This window comes from Komagataeibacter sp. FNDCF1, assembly GCF_021295335.1.
Classification (GTDB): Bacteria; Pseudomonadota; Alphaproteobacteria; order Acetobacterales; family Acetobacteraceae; genus Komagataeibacter.
Genome location: NZ_JAIWOT010000002.1, coordinates 21,554 through 39,264, shown reverse-complemented (window position 1 = coordinate 39,264; position 17,711 = coordinate 21,554). Strand labels below are relative to the sequence as shown.

At 59.4% G+C, this 17,711-nt stretch carries 17 protein-coding genes and 2 pseudogenes; 12 read left to right on the top strand and 7 right to left on the bottom strand.

The genetic code is table 11. The annotated features are described in order from the left end of the window. Position 1: 1 nt before the first annotated feature. The 11 genes and pseudogenes from LDL32_RS16850 to LDL32_RS16800 form a co-directional block, all read left to right on the top strand. Positions 2 to 784 (top strand): annotated as a pseudogene (locus tag LDL32_RS16850) (type IV secretory system conjugative DNA transfer family protein); the annotation flags it as partial. Beyond that, positions 781 to 1,944 (top strand): type IV pilus twitching motility protein PilT, encoded by a 1,164-nt coding sequence (locus LDL32_RS16845; protein ID WP_233069086.1) that lies wholly within the window; start codon positions 781 to 783, stop codon positions 1,942 to 1,944. The pseudogene LDL32_RS16850 and the gene LDL32_RS16845, both read left to right, overlap by 4 nt. Beyond that, entirely contained in the window at positions 1,944 to 2,192 is a 249-nt protein-coding gene (gene icmT / locus LDL32_RS16840) for an IcmT/TraK family protein (protein WP_233069085.1), read from the top strand. The genes LDL32_RS16845 and icmT overlap by 1 nt, the downstream gene beginning before the upstream one ends. After that, positions 2,189 to 2,611 carry a hypothetical protein gene (locus LDL32_RS16835; RefSeq protein ID WP_233069076.1) on the top strand — a complete coding sequence of 141 codons (423 nt, stop codon included), beginning with the start codon at positions 2,189 to 2,191 and terminating at the stop codon, positions 2,609 to 2,611. Before icmT ends, LDL32_RS16835 begins: the two co-directional genes overlap by 4 nt. Beyond that, positions 2,608 to 3,117 carry a lytic transglycosylase domain-containing protein gene (locus LDL32_RS16830; protein WP_048855563.1) on the top strand — a complete coding sequence of 170 codons (510 nt, stop codon included), beginning with the start codon at positions 2,608 to 2,610 and terminating at the stop codon, positions 3,115 to 3,117. Before LDL32_RS16835 ends, LDL32_RS16830 begins: the two co-directional genes overlap by 4 nt. After that, positions 3,114 to 4,295: a hypothetical protein gene (locus tag LDL32_RS16825; RefSeq protein ID WP_233069074.1), complete on the top strand. Its 1,182-nt coding sequence runs from the start codon at positions 3,114 to 3,116 to the stop codon at positions 4,293 to 4,295. The genes LDL32_RS16830 and LDL32_RS16825 overlap by 4 nt, the downstream gene beginning before the upstream one ends. Then, a complete protein-coding gene (locus tag LDL32_RS16820) occupies positions 4,270 to 4,875 on the top strand; it encodes a hypothetical protein (protein WP_233069072.1) in 606 nt (201 codons plus the stop codon). The genes LDL32_RS16825 and LDL32_RS16820 overlap by 26 nt, the downstream gene beginning before the upstream one ends. Positions 4,876 to 4,878: 3 nt before the next feature. Next, positions 4,879 to 7,221: a type IV secretory system conjugative DNA transfer family protein gene (locus LDL32_RS16815; protein ID WP_233069071.1), complete on the top strand. Its 2,343-nt coding sequence runs from the start codon at positions 4,879 to 4,881 to the stop codon at positions 7,219 to 7,221. Then, positions 7,218 to 8,522, top strand: coding sequence for a DUF1173 family protein (locus LDL32_RS16810; protein ID WP_233069069.1), 1,305 nt, complete (start codon positions 7,218 to 7,220; stop codon positions 8,520 to 8,522). The genes LDL32_RS16815 and LDL32_RS16810 overlap by 4 nt, the downstream gene beginning before the upstream one ends. Positions 8,523 to 8,564: 42 nt before the next feature. Then, complete coding sequence (locus tag LDL32_RS16805) at positions 8,565 to 8,744, top strand: hypothetical protein (RefSeq protein WP_233069067.1); 180 nt, start codon at positions 8,565 to 8,567, stop codon at positions 8,742 to 8,744. 5 nt (positions 8,745 to 8,749) lie between these two features. Further along, positions 8,750 to 9,355: a hypothetical protein gene (locus LDL32_RS16800; protein WP_007396654.1), complete on the top strand. Its 606-nt coding sequence runs from the start codon at positions 8,750 to 8,752 to the stop codon at positions 9,353 to 9,355. A 79-nt stretch (positions 9,356 to 9,434) separates the two neighbouring features. Here the strand turns inward: LDL32_RS16800 and LDL32_RS16795 are convergent. Then, positions 9,435 to 9,663 (bottom strand): annotated as a pseudogene (locus LDL32_RS16795) (MucR family transcriptional regulator); the annotation flags it as partial. Positions 9,664 to 9,969: 306 nt separating this feature from the next. Between LDL32_RS16795 and LDL32_RS16790 the strand changes: the two are divergent. Next, positions 9,970 to 11,514 (top strand): Fic family protein, encoded by a 1,545-nt coding sequence (locus LDL32_RS16790; RefSeq protein WP_233069065.1) that lies wholly within the window; start codon positions 9,970 to 9,972, stop codon positions 11,512 to 11,514. A 389-nt stretch (positions 11,515 to 11,903) separates the two neighbouring features. Here LDL32_RS16790 and LDL32_RS16785 read toward each other — a convergent pair whose 3' ends face one another. The 6 genes from LDL32_RS16785 to LDL32_RS16760 form a co-directional block, all read right to left on the bottom strand. Next, a complete protein-coding gene (locus LDL32_RS16785; RefSeq protein ID WP_110570002.1) occupies positions 11,904 to 12,389 on the bottom strand; it encodes a MucR family transcriptional regulator in 486 nt (161 codons plus the stop codon). A gap of 244 nt (positions 12,390 to 12,633) precedes the next feature. Continuing rightward, the gene (locus LDL32_RS16780) at positions 12,634 to 12,858 is read right to left on the bottom strand and encodes a hypothetical protein (protein WP_167400902.1); all 225 of its coding nucleotides are present in this window, start codon (positions 12,856 to 12,858) and stop codon (positions 12,634 to 12,636) included. A gap of 157 nt (positions 12,859 to 13,015) precedes the next feature. After that, positions 13,016 to 16,234 (bottom strand): MobF family relaxase, encoded by a 3,219-nt coding sequence (mobF, locus tag LDL32_RS16775; protein WP_233069053.1) that lies wholly within the window; start codon positions 16,232 to 16,234, stop codon positions 13,016 to 13,018. After that, entirely contained in the window at positions 16,234 to 16,455 is a 222-nt protein-coding gene (locus LDL32_RS16770) for a hypothetical protein (protein WP_370636785.1), read from the bottom strand. The genes mobF and LDL32_RS16770 overlap by 1 nt, the downstream gene beginning before the upstream one ends. A gap of 126 nt (positions 16,456 to 16,581) precedes the next feature. Next, positions 16,582 to 16,875, bottom strand: a complete 294-nt coding sequence (locus LDL32_RS16765) for an HU family DNA-binding protein (protein WP_233069051.1) — start codon at positions 16,873 to 16,875, stop codon at positions 16,582 to 16,584. 59 nt (positions 16,876 to 16,934) lie between these two features. Then, positions 16,935 to 17,687 carry a Bro-N domain-containing protein gene (locus LDL32_RS16760; protein ID WP_233069049.1) on the bottom strand — a complete coding sequence of 251 codons (753 nt, stop codon included), beginning with the start codon at positions 17,685 to 17,687 and terminating at the stop codon, positions 16,935 to 16,937. Positions 17,688 to 17,711 lie beyond the last annotated feature (24 nt).

Below are 17,711 nucleotides of genomic sequence, written 5' to 3'. Positions count from 1 at the left end.
AGGGGCCTCAACGCTCGACGAGGTGGTCGGCGGCGAAGCGCCCCCCTCTCTTGAGGCCCTTGAGAACACCCGCCCCAATGACGAGCCAGGCGATGACCTGAAACCCGGCCGAAGCACCCAGCTTCGGGAAGCCGCGCATATTTACGGCGCGCAGGGCGGTCTGGCCGCCCGGGCATTCGCCATCAACGAGATGCTGCGGCGCCATGAGGAGACACTCGACGCCACTTATGATTTCCGATCGATCGTGCTTCCGATCGGGAGTGGCCAGACCCTCATGCAGCCCCCGATCGTCACCGAGGCACAGATGGCCTTTGCGCTCAATGACACCGGCCAGGTGGCGCACGAGACAGAATGTGTTTTCGAGATCACCCGGGAGGCACAACTGACATCCGCGCCCCCGGACTGGCGCACGTATCTCGTCCGGACATGGGGCAAACCGCATCACCCGGTAGCGGCGGCCCTGCCTCGCACAAAGGCGGAAGTGTCACACTGGAACCAGTGGGTGGCCGAAGGCTGGGCAGATGGAGAAAAGCAGGCAACCGAGATCTTCCTCTCCGATCTGTCGCGCCTGCAGCGCGACATTACCGGCATGGCCCGCTACCGGGTGCTGCTGAACGCAGGGCGCGTCGAAGAACCGCGCGTCGTGTTCGAGCACCAGGACGCCGTGGGAGGAGGAGACACCCTCCACCTCAATGACCGCACGATCCGGATCGCGAGCCAGCCGGGGCTTCAGGGCCACGTCCGGCGCGGAAGCGATTACGGTTATCCGGAGCATTGCCGATGAATATCACCGTCCCCGTCACGACCGACGAATGCTGGCCGGATGAAGGCAGGAAAGCGTTTGCCTGGGTCGAGGAGCGACGGCGTAACGCGCCGGGGCTGGACTCCCTCCTTCGCTGGGCGCATGGCCTCGGCGCCTCGCGCATCGACATTAAGACCGGCCATCCGGTCACGATCAAGGTGCACGGCGTGATCCGCTACGCCACATGCAAAGCGACGGACTCCCTCGCGCTGGCGGATATCGTCGGCCATGTCTATGCCTCTGACGGGATGGCCATGCTTGGTGTCGGCCATATCCTCGATACGGCCTACAGCGTGGCACTGGACCGCAAGGTCAATCTGCGTTTCCGGATCAATCTTTCACCCATTTCGGTCAAGCGGGGCAGCGGCGTCCACATCGTCATGCGTCCGATCCCCGCCCGCCCCGCAAGCCTTGACCAGCAGATGGTCGAGCAGGAAATCCGGGACACGAACAGGCTCAAAAGCGGCATGGTCCTGTTTGGTGGGGCAACCGGTTCCGGAAAGACCACGTTGCAATTCGGGCTCGCCATCGAAAAACTCATGGACCCGACCGTATATTGCGACATGGCAACTGGCGAGGAACCCATCGAGTTCCTGCTGGACGACCTGCGACCGCCTTCAGGCTCGCGGATCAGCCAGACGGAGATCCGCCCCCCCACCCTGACTTTTCCCACGTTCACCCGCAGCCTGACACGCCGCGAGATGAGCGATGGCATCATCACGGAATGTCGGGACGGCGAGACCATGAATGCAGCCATCAATATCGCCATGATGGGCGGTATTCTGGGCACGACGCTGCATGCAGACAGCGTCTCCCTCATGATCCAGCGCGCGATCGCGCTCTGTCCCCCCTCGGAACGTGACAACCTGGTCTCGGCCCTCGCTCAGGCGCTCCGGTTCTGCATCAACCAGCGCCTTGTGCCCCGCAAGGGTGGCGGGCGTGTTGCGATCCGCGAATTCCTCACTTTCGATCGTGATCTGCGCCGCAAGCTGACCCGGACCGAGCCAACGGACTGGCCCGACGTCGTGGCCGACGCGGTCGAGGCGCAGGGCCAGTCCTTCGGCAGAGCCATCCGCAAACTGCTTGATGCCGATCTGATCACCGAAGACACCGCTCTGGCAGAAGAAAGGAGAGACGCGTGATGTGGCGTGCAACGGCCTATCCTGTCCGGGTTTTCATTCTCGATGCCCGCAGCTGCTTTCCCATTCTGATCTCAGTGACACACTGGAGCCTCGCCACCCTGCTGATCGGGGTCTTCGGCGTGGTGTTTTTCGGCACGATCTCGTTTTTTGGGCTGACGCTGCCAGCCGCGATACGCTCCATGCGACGCTTCCTCATCGGGCCGGTCCGCACCGCCCTACCGACATGGCAAAGGAGGCGGTTCTCATGAGCGCGATCGACCTGGCGGCGATCAGTGCGGCGCAGACACGGCTTCTGGCCGAAATCGGCAAGCCGATTGAGCTGCTGGACCGTGGCACCGGAAAACGGGTGGTCGTATCACCGGCTGACGCCGCACACCCTGAAGCCTATCTGCCCGTTTTCCTGATCAGTGCCGAAACCCTGTGGCTGGAACTGACGGGAACGGGCTTTGCCCTTGATGTCAGCAGGACGCCCGACAGCGCGCTCGGCTATGCCGTCCGCAAGGTGCGCGCCGGTTCATTTACGGTCGTGATGTTATGTCTGATCGATGTCACGATGAGGCTTGCGGAGATGGACGACGCGCTGGTCCTCAATCATCTGATCGACTTCTGGGGCGAAGCCCATGGCCGGATTGCCGATTTCGCGCCGACCTTGCAGGGGGCGACATGATCCCCCGCCTCGCTCTGGCGGCACTCGGGGCGTTTCCCCTTTTTGCCGCCAGCACGACCGCCCGCGCCGCGAGCATCGAAGAAAATGGCCGCCAGATTGCAGCCTGTCTGGAGGCTTCGGCAAAAATTTCCGGCGTGCCCCGTGGCGTGCTGCTCGTCCTCCTCTATGTCGAGGCCGGCCGCCCCGGAATGGTCAGCCCGAACAGTAACGGCACGGCGGATCTCGGGCCGATGCAGGTCAACACGACATGGGTCGATCGCATCGCGAGGCGATGGCACAGCACGCCCGCGCAAACCTATGCGGCGCTGCGCGACAGTTCGTGCGCCAATATCGAGGCAGGCGCCTGGATCCTTGGTCAGGCGATGCACGAAGCACACGGCGACCTCTGGCAGGCCGTGGCATTCTATCACTCTCATACCCCACGCCATGGCAATGCCTATCTCCGGCGTTTCTACGACATCGCCCTCACGATGATGGCCAGAAACCGCAGGGATGATCGCTCATGAGCACAAACCGCGTCCCATGGTCATCCAGCGATGACTATCTGCTCTTTTCCTCGATCATCATCATCGTCGGGGTCCTGCTGTTCAGCTACATGGCCTGGAGCCTGTGGCATACGCAGATCACGGCCTTCTATCTGCGGGCCATGCTGGGGCAGATCAACCTGCTGCATACGTCTAATCCCGACCTGATGCGCCTGCGCTTCCAGTTGCAGGCCGCGCAATATCGACCGGACCTGGTGCGGGCGATCCAGCTTTATTATGGCCTTGCGATCCTGGGCAATGCCCTGAAATGGCCGGTGGCCATCGTGATTGCCCTCATGGGCGGGTTATGCATGTGGCGTGCTGCCCCCGGCCGATTTGCAAAAGCGCTCGATCTGGAAGGTCTGATCGCGGTCCAGGCAGAAATGTTTCCAACACTGAAAGGCTTCGTCCGACGCCGACTGGACAGGCTTGTAACGCCCACTGATGGTATCCCGCTGCCGGCGGACCCGGCCCTGACACGTGCCGAATGGGGCGCGCGCTTCGCTGTCGATGCACAGGGCCGCTACAGTGAAACCGGCGCGCTCGAGGCGTTCACGCGCCAGCTGGGCCGCCACTGGTCCAGCATCAACGCCGCATCCCCTGTCGAACAGGTGCTTCTCGTTGCCTTTGCGATGCACTACCTCCAGAGGCGCCTGGAAGCCCTCGCCCTGCTTGGTGGACTCTCTGCCGGTCTGGCCGACGCTGGCCTTGATGGTCCGCATGGTCCGCTGGCGCCGCTCACGGTGCCAGAGTCCGTTATGCGCAGCGCCCGCTCTGCCCTGCAGGACAAGGAAATCACAAACTGTATCGATACGGTCTGCGAGCGCAGCGGGTGGAGCGTGACCGCGCTCATGACCCTGCTGCACGAGGCCCGGCGTCAGGCGGGCGTACTGGCACCCTCCTCATTCGCCATCGTGAAGCTTATCGACCGATCATTGTGGTACGCGCTGCACTCACTCGGCTTTCCTGCTGAAATCCCCGCTGAAGACCTTCATCCCAATCCCCGCATCGAGGCCGCCGGCGCGCGTGCGCACTGGAGCGAAGAGCGACGCTACCAGCGTCCGATCTACATCCCTGCGGTTGAGAACGCACTCGCCGTCCTGCGCCCGATGCCCGAAGCACAAGGATCTTCCCATGACCCGTATCATCCTGCACGCTGATGGCCGGGCGCCCATCACCATTGAACTCGACGGGACAGGCTTACAGCCGCTCCATTTCCATCTTGGATCTGATTTCGGGCAGACGGAGACGAGCGATGCGGCACCGACTTTACCAGAAGCGGCAGCAGCACGGCGCGGGCGCCTGAAAAAAGCATTGCCCGCGCTCATCGCCGGGGGGCTGGCCGCCATCCTGATCATCGGCACACGTCAGGCCATGGTTTCCGACCGCGCCGTTCCCGACACCGGACCCACTGGCATGCTACGGCCGCCGGCAATTCTACCCCCACTTTCCGGCGCGCCCATGACGGACGAAGGCGCGCCAGGGGTCCGCTCAACTTATGTCCCGGGCGCGCGCATGCCGGTCGATGGAAATGTGGTCGGCAATCCCGACGGTCACCCGGCGAGCGCGGAAATCGATGCTGCACGACGCATCATGACGCAGCGGCCTGTCGTCACTTATCCGCAACCCCCAGGCGAAGCGCAGACAGCGCCGACGGCGCCGGTTTCCCCCACGGCACCAACCGCTCCCGTGGCGCCCACGATCGACACGGGAAAATCTCCTTTCGGGCTGGAAGACTGACGCATGGTGAAGCGCGAGATCGGCGGACCGCAGGTCCACCAGCAACTCAAACACGGCTCCACCTATCGCGACACGCGTCCCTTCACGGTCCGGATCGCCGAAGAGCTGCAATCCAGCAGTTCCGGGTTCGCCCTCATGATTCTGGCAGGGCTCAGCGTGCTGGCTCCCGCGATCGTCGGGATCACCTTTCCCCTCGCCCTCTGCCTGACGCTCTGGGTCATGACCCGCCAGCCCGTGCTGCCTTTTCATCTGCCCAGGTATTCCGGCCTGAAGGACAAACACGATCTTGATCCCAAAACCCGTCGGCCGCGGGCGGCGGCAGGCATCATATATCTTGGAACGGACGGACTGACCGGCCAGCAACTCTGGCTTTCATCCGACGCGGGGCGCCAGCACGCCGCCGTGCCCGGCACAACGGGTGCAGGCAAAACGACATCCGCCATCTCCCTGCTGGCCAATCCTCTTGCGCACGGATCCGGGTTCATCCTGATCGACGGCAAGGGTGACAACACGGTCCACGGCGATGTGCTGGCGCTTGCCCGCCGCTTCGGGCTGGATGACCAGGTGCTCAATCTCAATTTTCTGACCGCAAGCGGCATCCGCCAGTCCAATACGTTCAATCCGTTTGCAACCGGCAATGCCGACGCCATACGTGAAATGCTGGTCAGCCAGCTTGGTGAGCCGTCGAGCAACGACGCCAACGGCGTCTTTCGGGACCGTGCCGTCGGCCTTGCCGGCACGATCGCGCCGGTGCTGACCTGGATGCGCGACACGCACGGCGTGCCGATCAACATCGAGACCATGCGCTACGCCATGGAACTGCGCTGGATCGGCACGCTGGCCCGCCATCGTGTGTTCCTGATCCGCAACCCCGGCTCCGATCACCCCATCGAGATCAGCGTTCCCGAAATTCCCGATGATATCCTCTATCCGGCCCAGGCCTATCTGGGCGAACTGCCAGGATATGATTCCTCTCTGGCGTGGAATGAGCAGAAGGAAAACAAACCGAGCGAGCAGCATGGCTACGCCAAGATGTATTTCACCCGGGTCTTCACGCAGCTTGGCGTCAGTCTCGGGCACATCTTCCGCGCCCAGATCCCTGATATCGACATGCGCGATGTGGTGCTGAACCGCCGCATTCTTGTCGTCACACTGCCCGCACTGGAGAATTCCTCGGATACGCTGGCCGGACTGGGCAAGATCGTGGTCGCGGCCGGTCGCGGCGTCATGGCCCAGCTTCTTGGCGCCCGCCTTGACGGCCCCGCCGAGCAGGTCTTCAAGCTCAAGGCAGGCAGCGGCGACGCGCCGTTCCATTTTTTCTACGACGAACTCTCCGCCTACGTCACGGACGGCATGGACCGGCAGCTGGCCATGGGACGCGGCCTGAACTGCATGTTCTGGCTGGGGTTTCAGGATCTTCCGGGTCTCACGACACGCATCGGCGACAAAGCCTTTACCCTGCTCGGCAACGCCAACCTCACCCACGCCATGCGCCTGCAGGATGCCATGCGCACGCGCGAGTGGATCGAAAAGCAGTCCGATCGGATCGAGGTCAGTCAGGCCACGCATTTCGAAGGCAACTCCGCTGGCAGTTACCGGGAAGGACGGGGTGCCGAAGTCCGGGAAGTCGCCCGTATTCCCTGGGCAGACCTTCAGTCACTCATCGAGGGCGAGGCCATAACGATGTATGCCGGTCGCATCGTCCATTCGAAGACGTTCTTTGCCGCCGTCAATGGACGGTCAGGCGCGATCCGCATGGCCCAGCCGGTCATGCTTGCAGCGCCGCTGGACCTGAATCGGGTGCCCCCGGACCAGCAGTTGCTCGCCCTCCTCGCGACGATCGAAGGTGGCCTGTTTCAGTCTGAACTGACCACGGTACACGACGAACCGGATGTTCGCGCACTCGAGGAAGCAGTCGACCGCCTCGGTCCAGGTTCTCAAGACATCCTGCGCAATTTTGCGCAGATTGGTGCAGCAGTCGCCGCCGCACCACGCCGGGTTGCGACCGCCAGTGACGATGAGGGGAATGAACACACAGCCGGAACAGACATGCTGACACCGTTCTCCTATATGCTGCGTGATGCTGCCTCCACCCCGAAACCCGGTTTTCGGACACCGCCCCGCACCATACCTCCCATCGACGGTCACCTGCTTGGACGCCTGGAGGCTATTGAACGCCGCGTGGACCAGCAGCCCGGTGTAGCCCGGCGTCAGGCACTGCTTATATTGGGTGTCAGGGACGCGATGACAAAAGGCGCACCGAAGGAGGGCGCGGCCAGCACCGGGGTGACCGAAAAGGAAATCCTCGCCCAGATCAGGATATTGCGAGAAAAAACCTCGGCATGACCGGCACAATCATCATCCTTCCCGGCGGGGAAAGGTTCCAGCTCGAATGGCGCCGGACTGACCCGGAGCGGTGGGAACGCCGCCTGAAGGCAAAATATGATGAGAGCCGGAGCGCGGAGCGTTCTGACAAGGCGCGATGCCTGTGCCAGCATCGCGGGGCCTCACTGCCTCTACAGATCCGTTACCGGGCGGACAGTCACAGTTATCACCTCGCCGTCTGGCCAAACGAAGGGCCACTTCATGAAAAGACATGCCCCTTCTACAAGCCTGATCCGGAGAAAAGTGGGCGCGCCAGCTATGTAAATAGCGTAATTCGCGAGGGTGAGGATGGGGATGTCGCTGTGACCCTGTCGATCGGCCTGCGCCGCAAGGGACCACCCCGGCCAGTCGATGACACGCCGCTGCCTGCTTCAGATCGGCCCGGACAGGCGCGACAGCGCCGGATGACGCCTCTCGGGCTGCTCCATCTCCTGTGGGAGCGGGCGGGGCTGACCGAATGGCGGCCGCAATTTGCCAGACACCGCACACCGACAGTGGCCCTGGGCCGGATCGCCTCTGCCGGAACCCGGATCCGGGCGCAGGGCCGACTGATCTCCGATCTTCTATGCCCTGTTGCCCCAGGGCATGAAAAGTTCGGACGGCGTCTCCACGCCATTGTCAGGACAGAAGGACAGGAAAACCACCTGTTCCTGATCGGGTTCGTGGAGGCTCTGGAACCAGATCCCAGGGGCAATTTCACGATGGCCCTGAGCGGTCAGCGCAACGGTTACCGCTGCTTTCTCACAGTGCCTGCGGCCGAGAGGAACCGTCTTGCCCGGTCGCACCAACTGGCGGCAGCCACACTCGCCCTGCCCGAAACGGCGCGGCAGGCACATGTTGTGGCGTTGCTCTATGTGACGGCACGAAACATCCTAGCCCCCAATAGCCGGTGGAGGGGCTGGATCCAGGCGGAAGTCAGGACTGCTGCCCTGATGACCGTCTCTCGCAGCATGCTTCCTTTCGAAAGCGGCCATGAACTGGCGGTAGCCGATGCCCTCGTGGCAGCGGGACGCGCATTCGAAAAACCACTGCGTTTCGACGCGGAACGGGATCTCGTTTTCCCGGATTTCATCCTGCAGGACACGGCGCGGAATGACGGATATCCAATGGAAGTTTTCGGTCGCACGAACGAGGCCTACACTACCAGACGAGCCGAAAAGGAAAATTACTACGACGCGACCTTCGGAGCGGGTGGATGGTGGTCATGGGATGCGACAACAGGGAGCCGGATGCCGCCTTTTCCATCAGGCAGGCTGAGATAAAACAGGGTGACTTCTTCACTTGGCTGCCTTATATATAGCATCATGAAGCTGAACCCCCATCAGGTTGCTCTGGCAGCAATAAGAAAGCAAACCCTTGCGAACACGAAGAGCAAGCGGACAGCCCATGCGGCTTTGCTGCGAATGGGGATTATCGATAGCAAAGGTGCGGTTACCAAAGAGTACACGCGTGACCCACGCATTGAGGGCATGCTTAAAGCGTAACTGCGTTGACAGCTCTTCATACATCTTTTGTACTCGGTTATCATGGTTGTTCTGAAGAGGTCGGCCGGAAACTGATTAACGGAGAAAGCGCACCAACTCCGTCGGAGACCGACTACGATTGGCTTGGACCGGGTTTCTATGTCTGGGAGTCCGACCCGTTACGTGCGCAAGAATGGGCATATCAGAAACAGCGCAGGGATTCCGGTTTCAAACCGTTCGTTATTGGTCTGGTCGTAGATCTGGGCAACTGTCTTGATTTAACGACACGCGAAGACCTGGAGATGCTCAAGACCGCCTATGAAGGCCTGCGAGAGACATTAAGCACGGATGATATACCGATGCCGGTGAATCATGATTCCCGGCACGACGTAAATAGTGATAAACTTTTTCGTAACCTCGACTGCGCTGTTATCAGGTATCTTCACGATTCTATTGAAGCCACAGGGTCTCATCTCGCACCTTATGATACGGTGCGCGGCCTTTTCCAGGAAGGCGGCGAACTCTATCCCGGTAGCGCCTTCCGGGAAAAGACACACACGCAGATCGCAATCCGCAATCTGGATTGTATAAAAGGAATCTTTCGTCTGCCGGACTCTAGCGTCGGGATATAAGGTAGACAGCCGTCTGTTCATCATCATGACTGAATCAAAAGAACAGCCACGCCGCCTCGTCTGACGGCGCGCTCCGCTTTTAGCGGATGGCCTTCTTTCTGCCCCGACGCTTCTCCTGCGACCTCTCTGGCAATGCCGGTTCCGTCGCCCATACCATCAGGTTCTGTAGCAGCAGACGTTATGTCTCGCCCCAATCCGATTTCTCGTGCAAGTTCCGATCTGCGCACTGTGTAATTGGGAGCGACCATAGGATAATGAGACGGAAGTCCCCACTTCCGCCGATATTCTTCAAGCGTCACGCCATAGGATGTTGATTTTCACTGAGAACTGATGGTGTGGACGGCTCGCAGTGGTCCTGAGAGGATGCTGAAGAGTTGACTGTCCAGTGGAGGAAACCATCACGCCGCAGTTGATCCGTACCATCAGTTCTCAGTGAAAATCAACGCCGTGAGGGCGCTTCAGCGAATGGGAATTATTGATCACAAAGACGAAGTGACGAAAGCATACGCGTGGCCACGGCTGTCCACATATATTTTTTTACACAAGGCACCGTTTATATGCGATTTTAAGCATCAATAAACGGTTTTGGACAACTCGGCAGGAATCTAACTCCAATGGCGGACCCGATTGGCGGCATGTGGCTCGCACTGAAACATGATGCAGAGCCATTCGGTGGACTGGCTGTCAAAAGCCAGCTTGGAAGTCGCCGGTCGAGCAGTCATCATAATTTATACAGCATCGAGACATATCCCGAAAACATGCGTCCGGCCGACACGGCGGCCGCGCATCTGCAGTTTCATCTGCGACACGAACCCACCAGCCTGGAGTTACTGGCGCGCGTCTTTGCGAAGACCGGACCAGGTTTTGTCCAGGAGTGGATAAACAGTGCACCGACCGGACAATATGCCAGACGGGCGTCATTTCTCTTTGAGTTCGTCACCGGACAAACGCTCGTGCCGCCAGTCGACCTCGGCGGCAACTACGTCTTCGCACTGGACGCATCTTTTCAGGTAACAGCTTCTCCGGACAAAACGAGCAACGTCAGCAGATGGCGCGTCCGTGACAACATGCCCGGGAACCGCTTTTTTTGCCCCTTTATCCCGCTTTCCAGTCAACTCAAGACGGCTGCGGAGATGGACGTATCTGCCGGTTACGGTGAACTGGTGCAGGAGTTCGGCGAGAGCATGCTTGCCCGGGCCGCAGTGTGGCTGACAAATCGTGAAAGCAAGGCAAGTTTCACCATTGAAGGCGAGGCGCATCAATTTGACCGGATCCAGCGCTTCAGCCACGTACTCGCCACGAGAACCGGGCAAGGGACAGTCCCCCTGACAGATACTGACCTTGCCGAATTGCAACGCAACATCCTCGGTGACGTCACAATAACCGAGCATTTTGGCTTGCGACTGTCTCCGGTATTCGTTGGAGAATACACGATGAGGTACGAGAATGTTGTTCACTACCTCGCGCCTCCCGCACAAGACGTAGCGGATATGCTTGAGGGATTAAAAATTTTCCTCGACAGGACTGAAGAACAGTCTCCTGTCATGCGTAGCGCCGTGGCAGCCTTCGGGTTCGTCTACATCCATCCTCTTTCTGACGGGAACGGCCGTGTCCACCGGTTCCTGATAAATGATGTTCTCAGGCGGGACGGCGCCATCCCCGACCAGATCATCCTCCCCATCTCAGCTACGATCATTGGAGACCCGACAAGCAGGCGAAACTACGACCAGATTCTGGACAGGGTTTCAAAACCCCTGATGCGACAGATCACGGATCATGTCTCTTTCGATCGTGACATGAAGACCTATCCTGATGGGATAAAATCCAATCTCGACTTCTCGAACCCTGATCTGGCGAGACCGGCCTGGCGCTATATCAATTTCGCCCCCCACGTTATCTATCTCAGCGCAGCACTAGAGATGACCATCAAGCACCACATGAAAGAGGAAGCCATATATCTCCGGTCGCACCATAATGCCCGGCAGGCACTCAAGGAGCTTATTGAAATGCCGGATATGGATGCCGACCGCATCATCAGGTCATTACGGGATACTCGTTTCATACCCAGCGGCAAGATTCAGAAAGAATATCCCATGATCGAAAAATTCAGGCTTTGGAACGCCATCTCTGAGGCGCTGAGGCGTTCATTCTCTGAATGATTACACGTGGACCGCTCGTGATAAGGAGAAAGCTGTCCGTCACCAGACATGGGATCTGCAAAAGGATTGTCCGAGCGGAAAAGGCAGGCTTCCCTCGTGAGAGCACAACTTTGTAGTCATCGCTTATGGGTTTTCACTGAGAACTGAATTCTTCCACAAGGTGCATAACGCAAGGGCTTAGGATCGCGATCCGCAACCTGGATTGTATAAAAGGCATCTTTCGTCCGGATTTATCGACGTAACGCCCCGAACTGGATCATGGTCCGGTCAAACAGGAACAGCCCCAGTCGGCACCCTACGGCGTAGCCAAGAAGTTCTGCCTTCTCATATTGCTGCGTTCCTGAGCCAGGAGATCGCCGCGCCGCCTGGTCCGGCGGCGCGTTCCCCTTTTAGTGGACGGCCTTCTTTCTACCCCGGCGACGTCCTTGCGGCCTGTCAGACAATGCAGGTTCTGTCGCGCCCTCATCACCAGATTTGGTGGCAGTGGACATTATATCCCGCCCCAGCCCAATCTCTCTTGCAAGTTCCGATCGGCGTACTGTGTAATTGGGAGCGACCATAGGGTAATGAGGTGGAAGTCCCCATTTCCGCCGATATTCTTCAGGCGTCATGCCATAGGACGCCTGCAGATGCCGTTTGAGCATTTTCAGCTTTTTCCCATCTTCAAGACATATGATATAATCCGGAAATACGGACCGCTTGATGGGAACGGCAGGTATCTGTTCTTTTACGCCCGAAGCAGTCGGGACGGACAATGAATTGTAAACAGTCCCAATCAGCCTGATAAGTTCGTCCGGCGATATTTTATTTTCCGATACATAAGCAGTTATGATTTCCACGGTCAGCGCCAGCTGTCTTTGTTGTTCTTCGGGCATTGTCCATCACCTCAACAGACGAAAAAACTCTGGCCCTGTATATAACACCGCTACTGGGAATATTCCTCGACGTTTTCGAGGATTTGGCAGATTGCAAAACAGGTATGCTCTTGAGCAGATATCCGATAGGATCCTGTGCCTGCTCATCTGTATTTTATCTGACCGTCAACACTTCTTGCTTTCTACAGCAATCCTGTTACCCGTTTCCCGCACAGCATCAAGACGCCGTATCTGCAATACGAAATCATCTGGAGTCGGTGTCAGCAGAACACTCAGACACAGCTTCCTCCTCGGTCCAGGAAGGTCTTGAGGCGTGAACATGAGCGGAAGCTTCAGTCGCGCCAATAATGCGCAGCAGACCTTCAGGGATCGGTTCACGCACAACATCATTGAACCGCGCACGCAATTCGTTCTTCAACCAACAGTCGAACGGATCAGGATCTCCCCGGAAAGACACATCGTCCATCATTGGCCTGTTATCTGCTGCTCCCCGCCTGCCTAACGATACGCATCCGACTTCGTTGCGCAAATGACCAAAGCGTGCGTCAGATCTGAGACGTTGTCGCGGTATGGCACACTGTCAGCGGGATCCAGATACGGGTGAGAACAGCAGAAAGCCGGACGCTCTAGCTGGCGGCGCCTGGCGACGCAGATGGCACAGGGGGACGCCTGCCCAGCACCTGGGCGGCCCGTTGGCTCCGAAGCGTCTGCTCCGCACCCGTCATGACCGCTGGTGCGTTCCTGATCATGACCTGCAGCCTGGCGTCGATCTCGGCCAGACGCGCCTTATGCAGGCGCTCGGCCTGCCGCGCCTGCGTTTCCAGAATAATCTCCCTTCCATAGGGGCGACCTGACTTCGTCAGTGTCTCCTGCATGCGCCCAAGCACGATCAGTTCCCGGATCCTCGCATCCCGGGCCTTGCGGGTTCGGGCAACCAGATCCGTGCCCAATGATTTATATGGTTTATGCGCCATTTTCTTTGCCACGTAATTCCACAGATCGTCACTGGTGATGGGCGTCGTATCCCCGAGCGGCCTCTGGTTCCGGACCGCCTCAAACGTCGCGCCATCGGAGATCATGGTCCATGTGGTTCCACGCGCCCGGCTTTCCGCGACGTATGAGGTAAATCCCGTCGCCAGTTCGACGCCTCGCGGCAGGGCATTGATGTGCTCATCTGAAGTAAGCCCCTGTGCCGCATCAATCGTCATGGCATGCCCGAACCCCAGCAGTAGCCGACCAGTCTTCGCGTCACGAAGCCGCCGCCATTCGACATCGGCAACAAGCCCGTCCTTCGTGCGGACGCGAAGCCCCGCATCGCCATGGGCCAGAACTTCCACCACATCGCCGTTATTTCCAACCGTGGTGCCCTTTCCATCCACGCTGCCCCATGTCCGACGATACAGCCGAAGCCGGTCGCCCGTAGCGATCGCGAGATCATAGGTTTCGCCACGCTGATCAATAGCCTGCACGGTGATTTCATGCGTCGAGATCTCGCCGCGCTCCTGCAGGATTTTACGGACTGCCCGACTCAGATCGGCAGCATCCTGATTGGTCAGCGCCGACATGCTGATCGTCTTGGTCCGACCACGCCGCGGGCCGGCACCCTCGGCTATCAGGGCATCGCGACGCGTCACATACAGCCGGGCAATATCCTGCAGGACTTCCTCATGGTCGCCGCCGACCAGACGGATCGTTCCATCCGTCCGTTTCATATCGATCGCATTCCGGACTTCCTTCAGATGGAACCTGTTACGGACGTCGTCATCATTTTCCTCGTCCGTATGCGCGTTGGCCGCAGCCCCCCTGAACTCGTGGGCTTCCAGATCGCTATCTTCCGGCTCTGCGCCACGAAACAGATCAGCAATCTGGCGATTTCTCGCTGATACCTGCCGGACACTGGACAGAAGTTCCGGCATATCTTCCGGATCCAGAACCCGGCGCAGCATCTCGATGGAGTCCCCTGCCTCGATATTCTGCGCCTGCTCATGGTCACCCAGCGCCTTGATCGTGCAGCCGGTATCGCGCTGCAATTGTAACAGGCGAAGCAGCTGGCGCGGGCCGACCTGACCGACCTCGTCAATCACCAGCACCGTATTCTGGTCCACATCGACGTCACCGCGCTCAAGCCGCGCCAGAAAGGGCAGCATCGCGCTCGTGTCAAAGATGCCGGCCTCACGTAATGCGTCCGCCTGACGCCAGGCATTGGCAATCCCGATAACCCTGCGACCATTCGTGTCATAACGCGTATCATGTTTCCACGCATCAACCAGCGGAGACAACAGGGCCGTCTTCCCTGATCCCGCGACACCGGTGAGCATGGAGAGCGCACCGCCCCGGCCGAGAGCGTAGATCGCAGCCTTCTGGGTCTTTCCATGATCGCTTGCGAAGTCGAGAGATGATCGTCCGATCGCTTCTGTGATCTGGCGGTCCGACAGCGCCCCGCTTCGGTCTCCTGAAGCACGAGCCGCCTGAATCGCGAGGTTCTCCTCGATGGCGATCTGCGCGGAATTCGTCACCCTCAGCCTGTCGCCACGCATCTCCTGAATCAGCGAGACCCGTTCCCCGCCGAGTTCAAGACCACGCTGTTCAATAAGGGCCACGACATGATCAATGTCCTTCACGCCACCCTCGATACCGGTGCCGATCAGGCCCCGGGCAGCATACGTTCTGAGCTTGTCGTGATCGATCACGGCGGCTGTTTCAAACTCCCCTGCGAGATGACGGGCAGCGAAACGGTAGGCAATATCGTATCGTTGTTCCCTGGCGCCCACGGGCGCTACTGGCGTGCCAAGCAGGCTTTTTTCCTCCCAGCCAAGACGCCTGGCCTGCGCGCGCCATATCTCATGGTCACTCGTGCCTTTGTCCTTGTCGAGCCGGGCCGCCAGGCCGGCCATGGACAGGATGCGGCGCTTGCGGTCGATCGGCATATGCGCCCAGTCCGCTCCTTCCGCCGCGGCGTACTCCTTGGCCGCCCTGATGACGTTCCGTCGTCCCTTGCTGAAGAAATCCGATATATCCTGCGGCACGGCCGAGATGACCGTCGCCTGCTCATTCGCATCGTATTGCTGGGCGATGCCGATCCGGCGCAGTTCATCGGCGAGCTGTGCCTGGAAATATGCTCCAAATTCGTGAACGCGCGATCGCAGCCGCTTCGTGTCGAGTGAACCCACATGTCCCTCTTCCGTAACCACGACATTGAACAGGGCATTATGGATATGGGCATGGGGATCGCCGCCTGTTGGCGTATCGATCAGATAGGTCTGGCCTGTCCCCGCGTCACGCGCCTCGACCGTCGGGCGCGCGGTATCATGCCGGAATGACACCCAGGCGACCTCGCCCGGGTTGGCACCGTCTTCGCCCCCATGACCGCGCCGCGCGAAGCCGATTTCCCGCGCGACATAGAGCATGGTGGCGTCGTTTGCCCGATCAATGGCGTGCCAGAGGGCTGCCCTCTCGGCTTCGGTCGGCGCAAACTCGGCCGCAAGCGTAACTGATTTGTGTGGCGCCAGGGTCAGATCATAGGCACTGATCTTGCGGGCATTCCTTGACCAGTCATCGCCATTATCGGCCCTCTTTGCTTCAAACAGGCGATTGAGTTGCGCGTTCTTCGGTGGTGTCTTCGGATCAATGCCAAGAGCCGCTGCAATCTCGGGTCGCATGTCCGGTCGCCACGAGGCCCGCCCATCGCGACCGGTGTAATAGCTGGTCAGTCGGCCACCATCCGCGTCAGGCACTTTTCCGGGCTGGGTACGGAAGTCGTGTTCCGGATCTGGCAATTCCTGCGTGAAATAGGCAGTGATCAGGCGACCGCTGCTCTCAGCCGAGATTTTCCGGAACGTCATCATCAGACACCCGTTCCGTCCTTTTCCTCGGGTCGAGAGGTGCGGGGCGCCCGGCCCTCCTGAATATCGAGGGTTCTGCCGGTTGTGGCGTCAATATGCCTGAGAAGAGGGCCCTGCGCGGCGACAAGTGTCACCAGTCGGCCGAGGATCTCATCAAGTGTCGGACCATCAGATTCCTTCGGGGCGAGAATTTCAATGATCAGGGACAGCTTGTCTTCGATCATTCGAAGCCGTTCCCGGATATCGTCGTCCCAACTTGCGGTCGTGTTAGGTTTTCCGACTGACTCGCTCATCATCGTCACCCCCCGTGTCAGAATCACGGGAAGCGTGACGCGGAATCATGCGACCGTTCAGGCCTTCTTCTGGTTGGCCCCGGTGAGTTGGTCCTTGACGGCCTTGGCCGGCGCAAAAACCAGTTTGCGCGAGGCCGGAATCTGCATCTCAGCACCGGTCGCCGGATTGCGACCCATGCGGGCAGCGGTGTGCCGGACGGTAAACTTGCCAAAGCCGGGCAGCGATACCTCGTCGCCGACCTCTGCAGCCTGAACGATAGAGGTCAGGACGGTCTCAAGAGCGGTCTTCGCATCGGCCTTCGTGCCGCCCGTGGCTTCGGCGATACGGTCAATCAGATCGGTAATTTTCATCAACGTTGTCTCTTTCAATTAAGGTGACACGAAAAGATCGAATCACAACCGTGGCGGCTTTATGATTTCTCTCGGGTGGGCACGATGATGCTGCGGGACAGGTCGACCCCGATGCGAATGGCGTCATCAAGCTGGCGACCAATACCACTCTGCAGAACGGCGGAACAATACATCACCCCGTCGATTTTGCGGCATACGCTCCAGACCGACCCGATCAGGTTCATGGCATGAACCAGCCCCTCCACGTCGTGACGATCCAGATCGCGAATGAACTGGTGAGGATCAACCTCCTCAATGTATGGCTCCTGTCCCGGCATCACAAAAACCATGTGAGGACCGGGCCGAGAAAGGCGCCTGAGAAGATCCATCTGGCTGCTGGTGACTGCAAGTTGCACGCCACTTCCGGGGCATCCACCGGGGATATAGGCACCGGTTCGACTGATCTGTGGCATCACCTCTCCAGTAATCCAGCGCCGAACCCGTTTGGCAACAGGCTTTCGAGAAATGAACGTCAGGTGATTGGCTCCGCTTTCACTAACGAAGAGTTGGTCCTGCATCCCGCCTGCCGTCACCACGCCAATACGGCAATATTCATCATCATCAAGCCGTTTGACCGTCGCAGAAGGATTGCTGAGGCCCAATATGGAGCAAATCTCCCGCGCCGAAATCCATCGCCTTCCGGTGACTTCCTGAACTGAGATCCGGGTGTCTTCGAATGTCAGATAGTCTCGTTCGCTTTTATGCAGAATAGGTTGAACCGGATCACTGACCGGCTTCCTGACTCGTGGCCTGTTAGGGATGGTATCTCGCATCTCATATCTCCCCTTTTCCTAAGG

Excerpts from the sequence above, each read along its gene's own strand:
- LDL32_RS16845 (WP_233069086.1), top strand. The coding sequence starts at position 781 with ATGAATATCACCGTCCCCGTCACGACCGACGAATGCTGGCCGGATGAA.
- icmT (WP_233069085.1), top strand. The coding sequence starts at position 1,944 with ATGTGGCGTGCAACGGCCTATCCTGTCCGGGTTTTCATTCTCGATGCC.
- LDL32_RS16835 (WP_233069076.1), top strand. The coding sequence starts at position 2,189 with ATGAGCGCGATCGACCTGGCGGCGATCAGTGCGGCGCAGACACGGCTT.
- LDL32_RS16830 (WP_048855563.1), top strand. The coding sequence starts at position 2,608 with ATGATCCCCCGCCTCGCTCTGGCGGCACTCGGGGCGTTTCCCCTTTTT.
- LDL32_RS16825 (WP_233069074.1), top strand. The coding sequence starts at position 3,114 with ATGAGCACAAACCGCGTCCCATGGTCATCCAGCGATGACTATCTGCTC.
- LDL32_RS16820 (WP_233069072.1), top strand. The coding sequence starts at position 4,270 with ATGACCCGTATCATCCTGCACGCTGATGGCCGGGCGCCCATCACCATT.
- LDL32_RS16815 (WP_233069071.1), top strand. The coding sequence starts at position 4,879 with ATGGTGAAGCGCGAGATCGGCGGACCGCAGGTCCACCAGCAACTCAAA.
- LDL32_RS16810 (WP_233069069.1), top strand. The coding sequence starts at position 7,218 with ATGACCGGCACAATCATCATCCTTCCCGGCGGGGAAAGGTTCCAGCTC.
- LDL32_RS16805 (WP_233069067.1), top strand. The coding sequence starts at position 8,565 with ATGAAGCTGAACCCCCATCAGGTTGCTCTGGCAGCAATAAGAAAGCAA.
- LDL32_RS16790 (WP_233069065.1), top strand. The coding sequence starts at position 9,970 with ATGGCGGACCCGATTGGCGGCATGTGGCTCGCACTGAAACATGATGCA.
- LDL32_RS16785 (WP_110570002.1), bottom strand. The coding sequence starts at position 12,389 with ATGCCCGAAGAACAACAAAGACAGCTGGCGCTGACCGTGGAAATCATA.
- LDL32_RS16780 (WP_167400902.1), bottom strand. The coding sequence starts at position 12,858 with ATGATGGACGATGTGTCTTTCCGGGGAGATCCTGATCCGTTCGACTGT.
- mobF (WP_233069053.1), bottom strand. The coding sequence starts at position 16,234 with ATGATGACGTTCCGGAAAATCTCGGCTGAGAGCAGCGGTCGCCTGATC.
- LDL32_RS16770 (WP_370636785.1), bottom strand. The coding sequence starts at position 16,455 with ATGATCGAAGACAAGCTGTCCCTGATCATTGAAATTCTCGCCCCGAAG.
- LDL32_RS16765 (WP_233069051.1), bottom strand. The coding sequence starts at position 16,875 with ATGAAAATTACCGATCTGATTGACCGTATCGCCGAAGCCACGGGCGGC.
- LDL32_RS16760 (WP_233069049.1), bottom strand. The coding sequence starts at position 17,687 with ATGCGAGATACCATCCCTAACAGGCCACGAGTCAGGAAGCCGGTCAGT.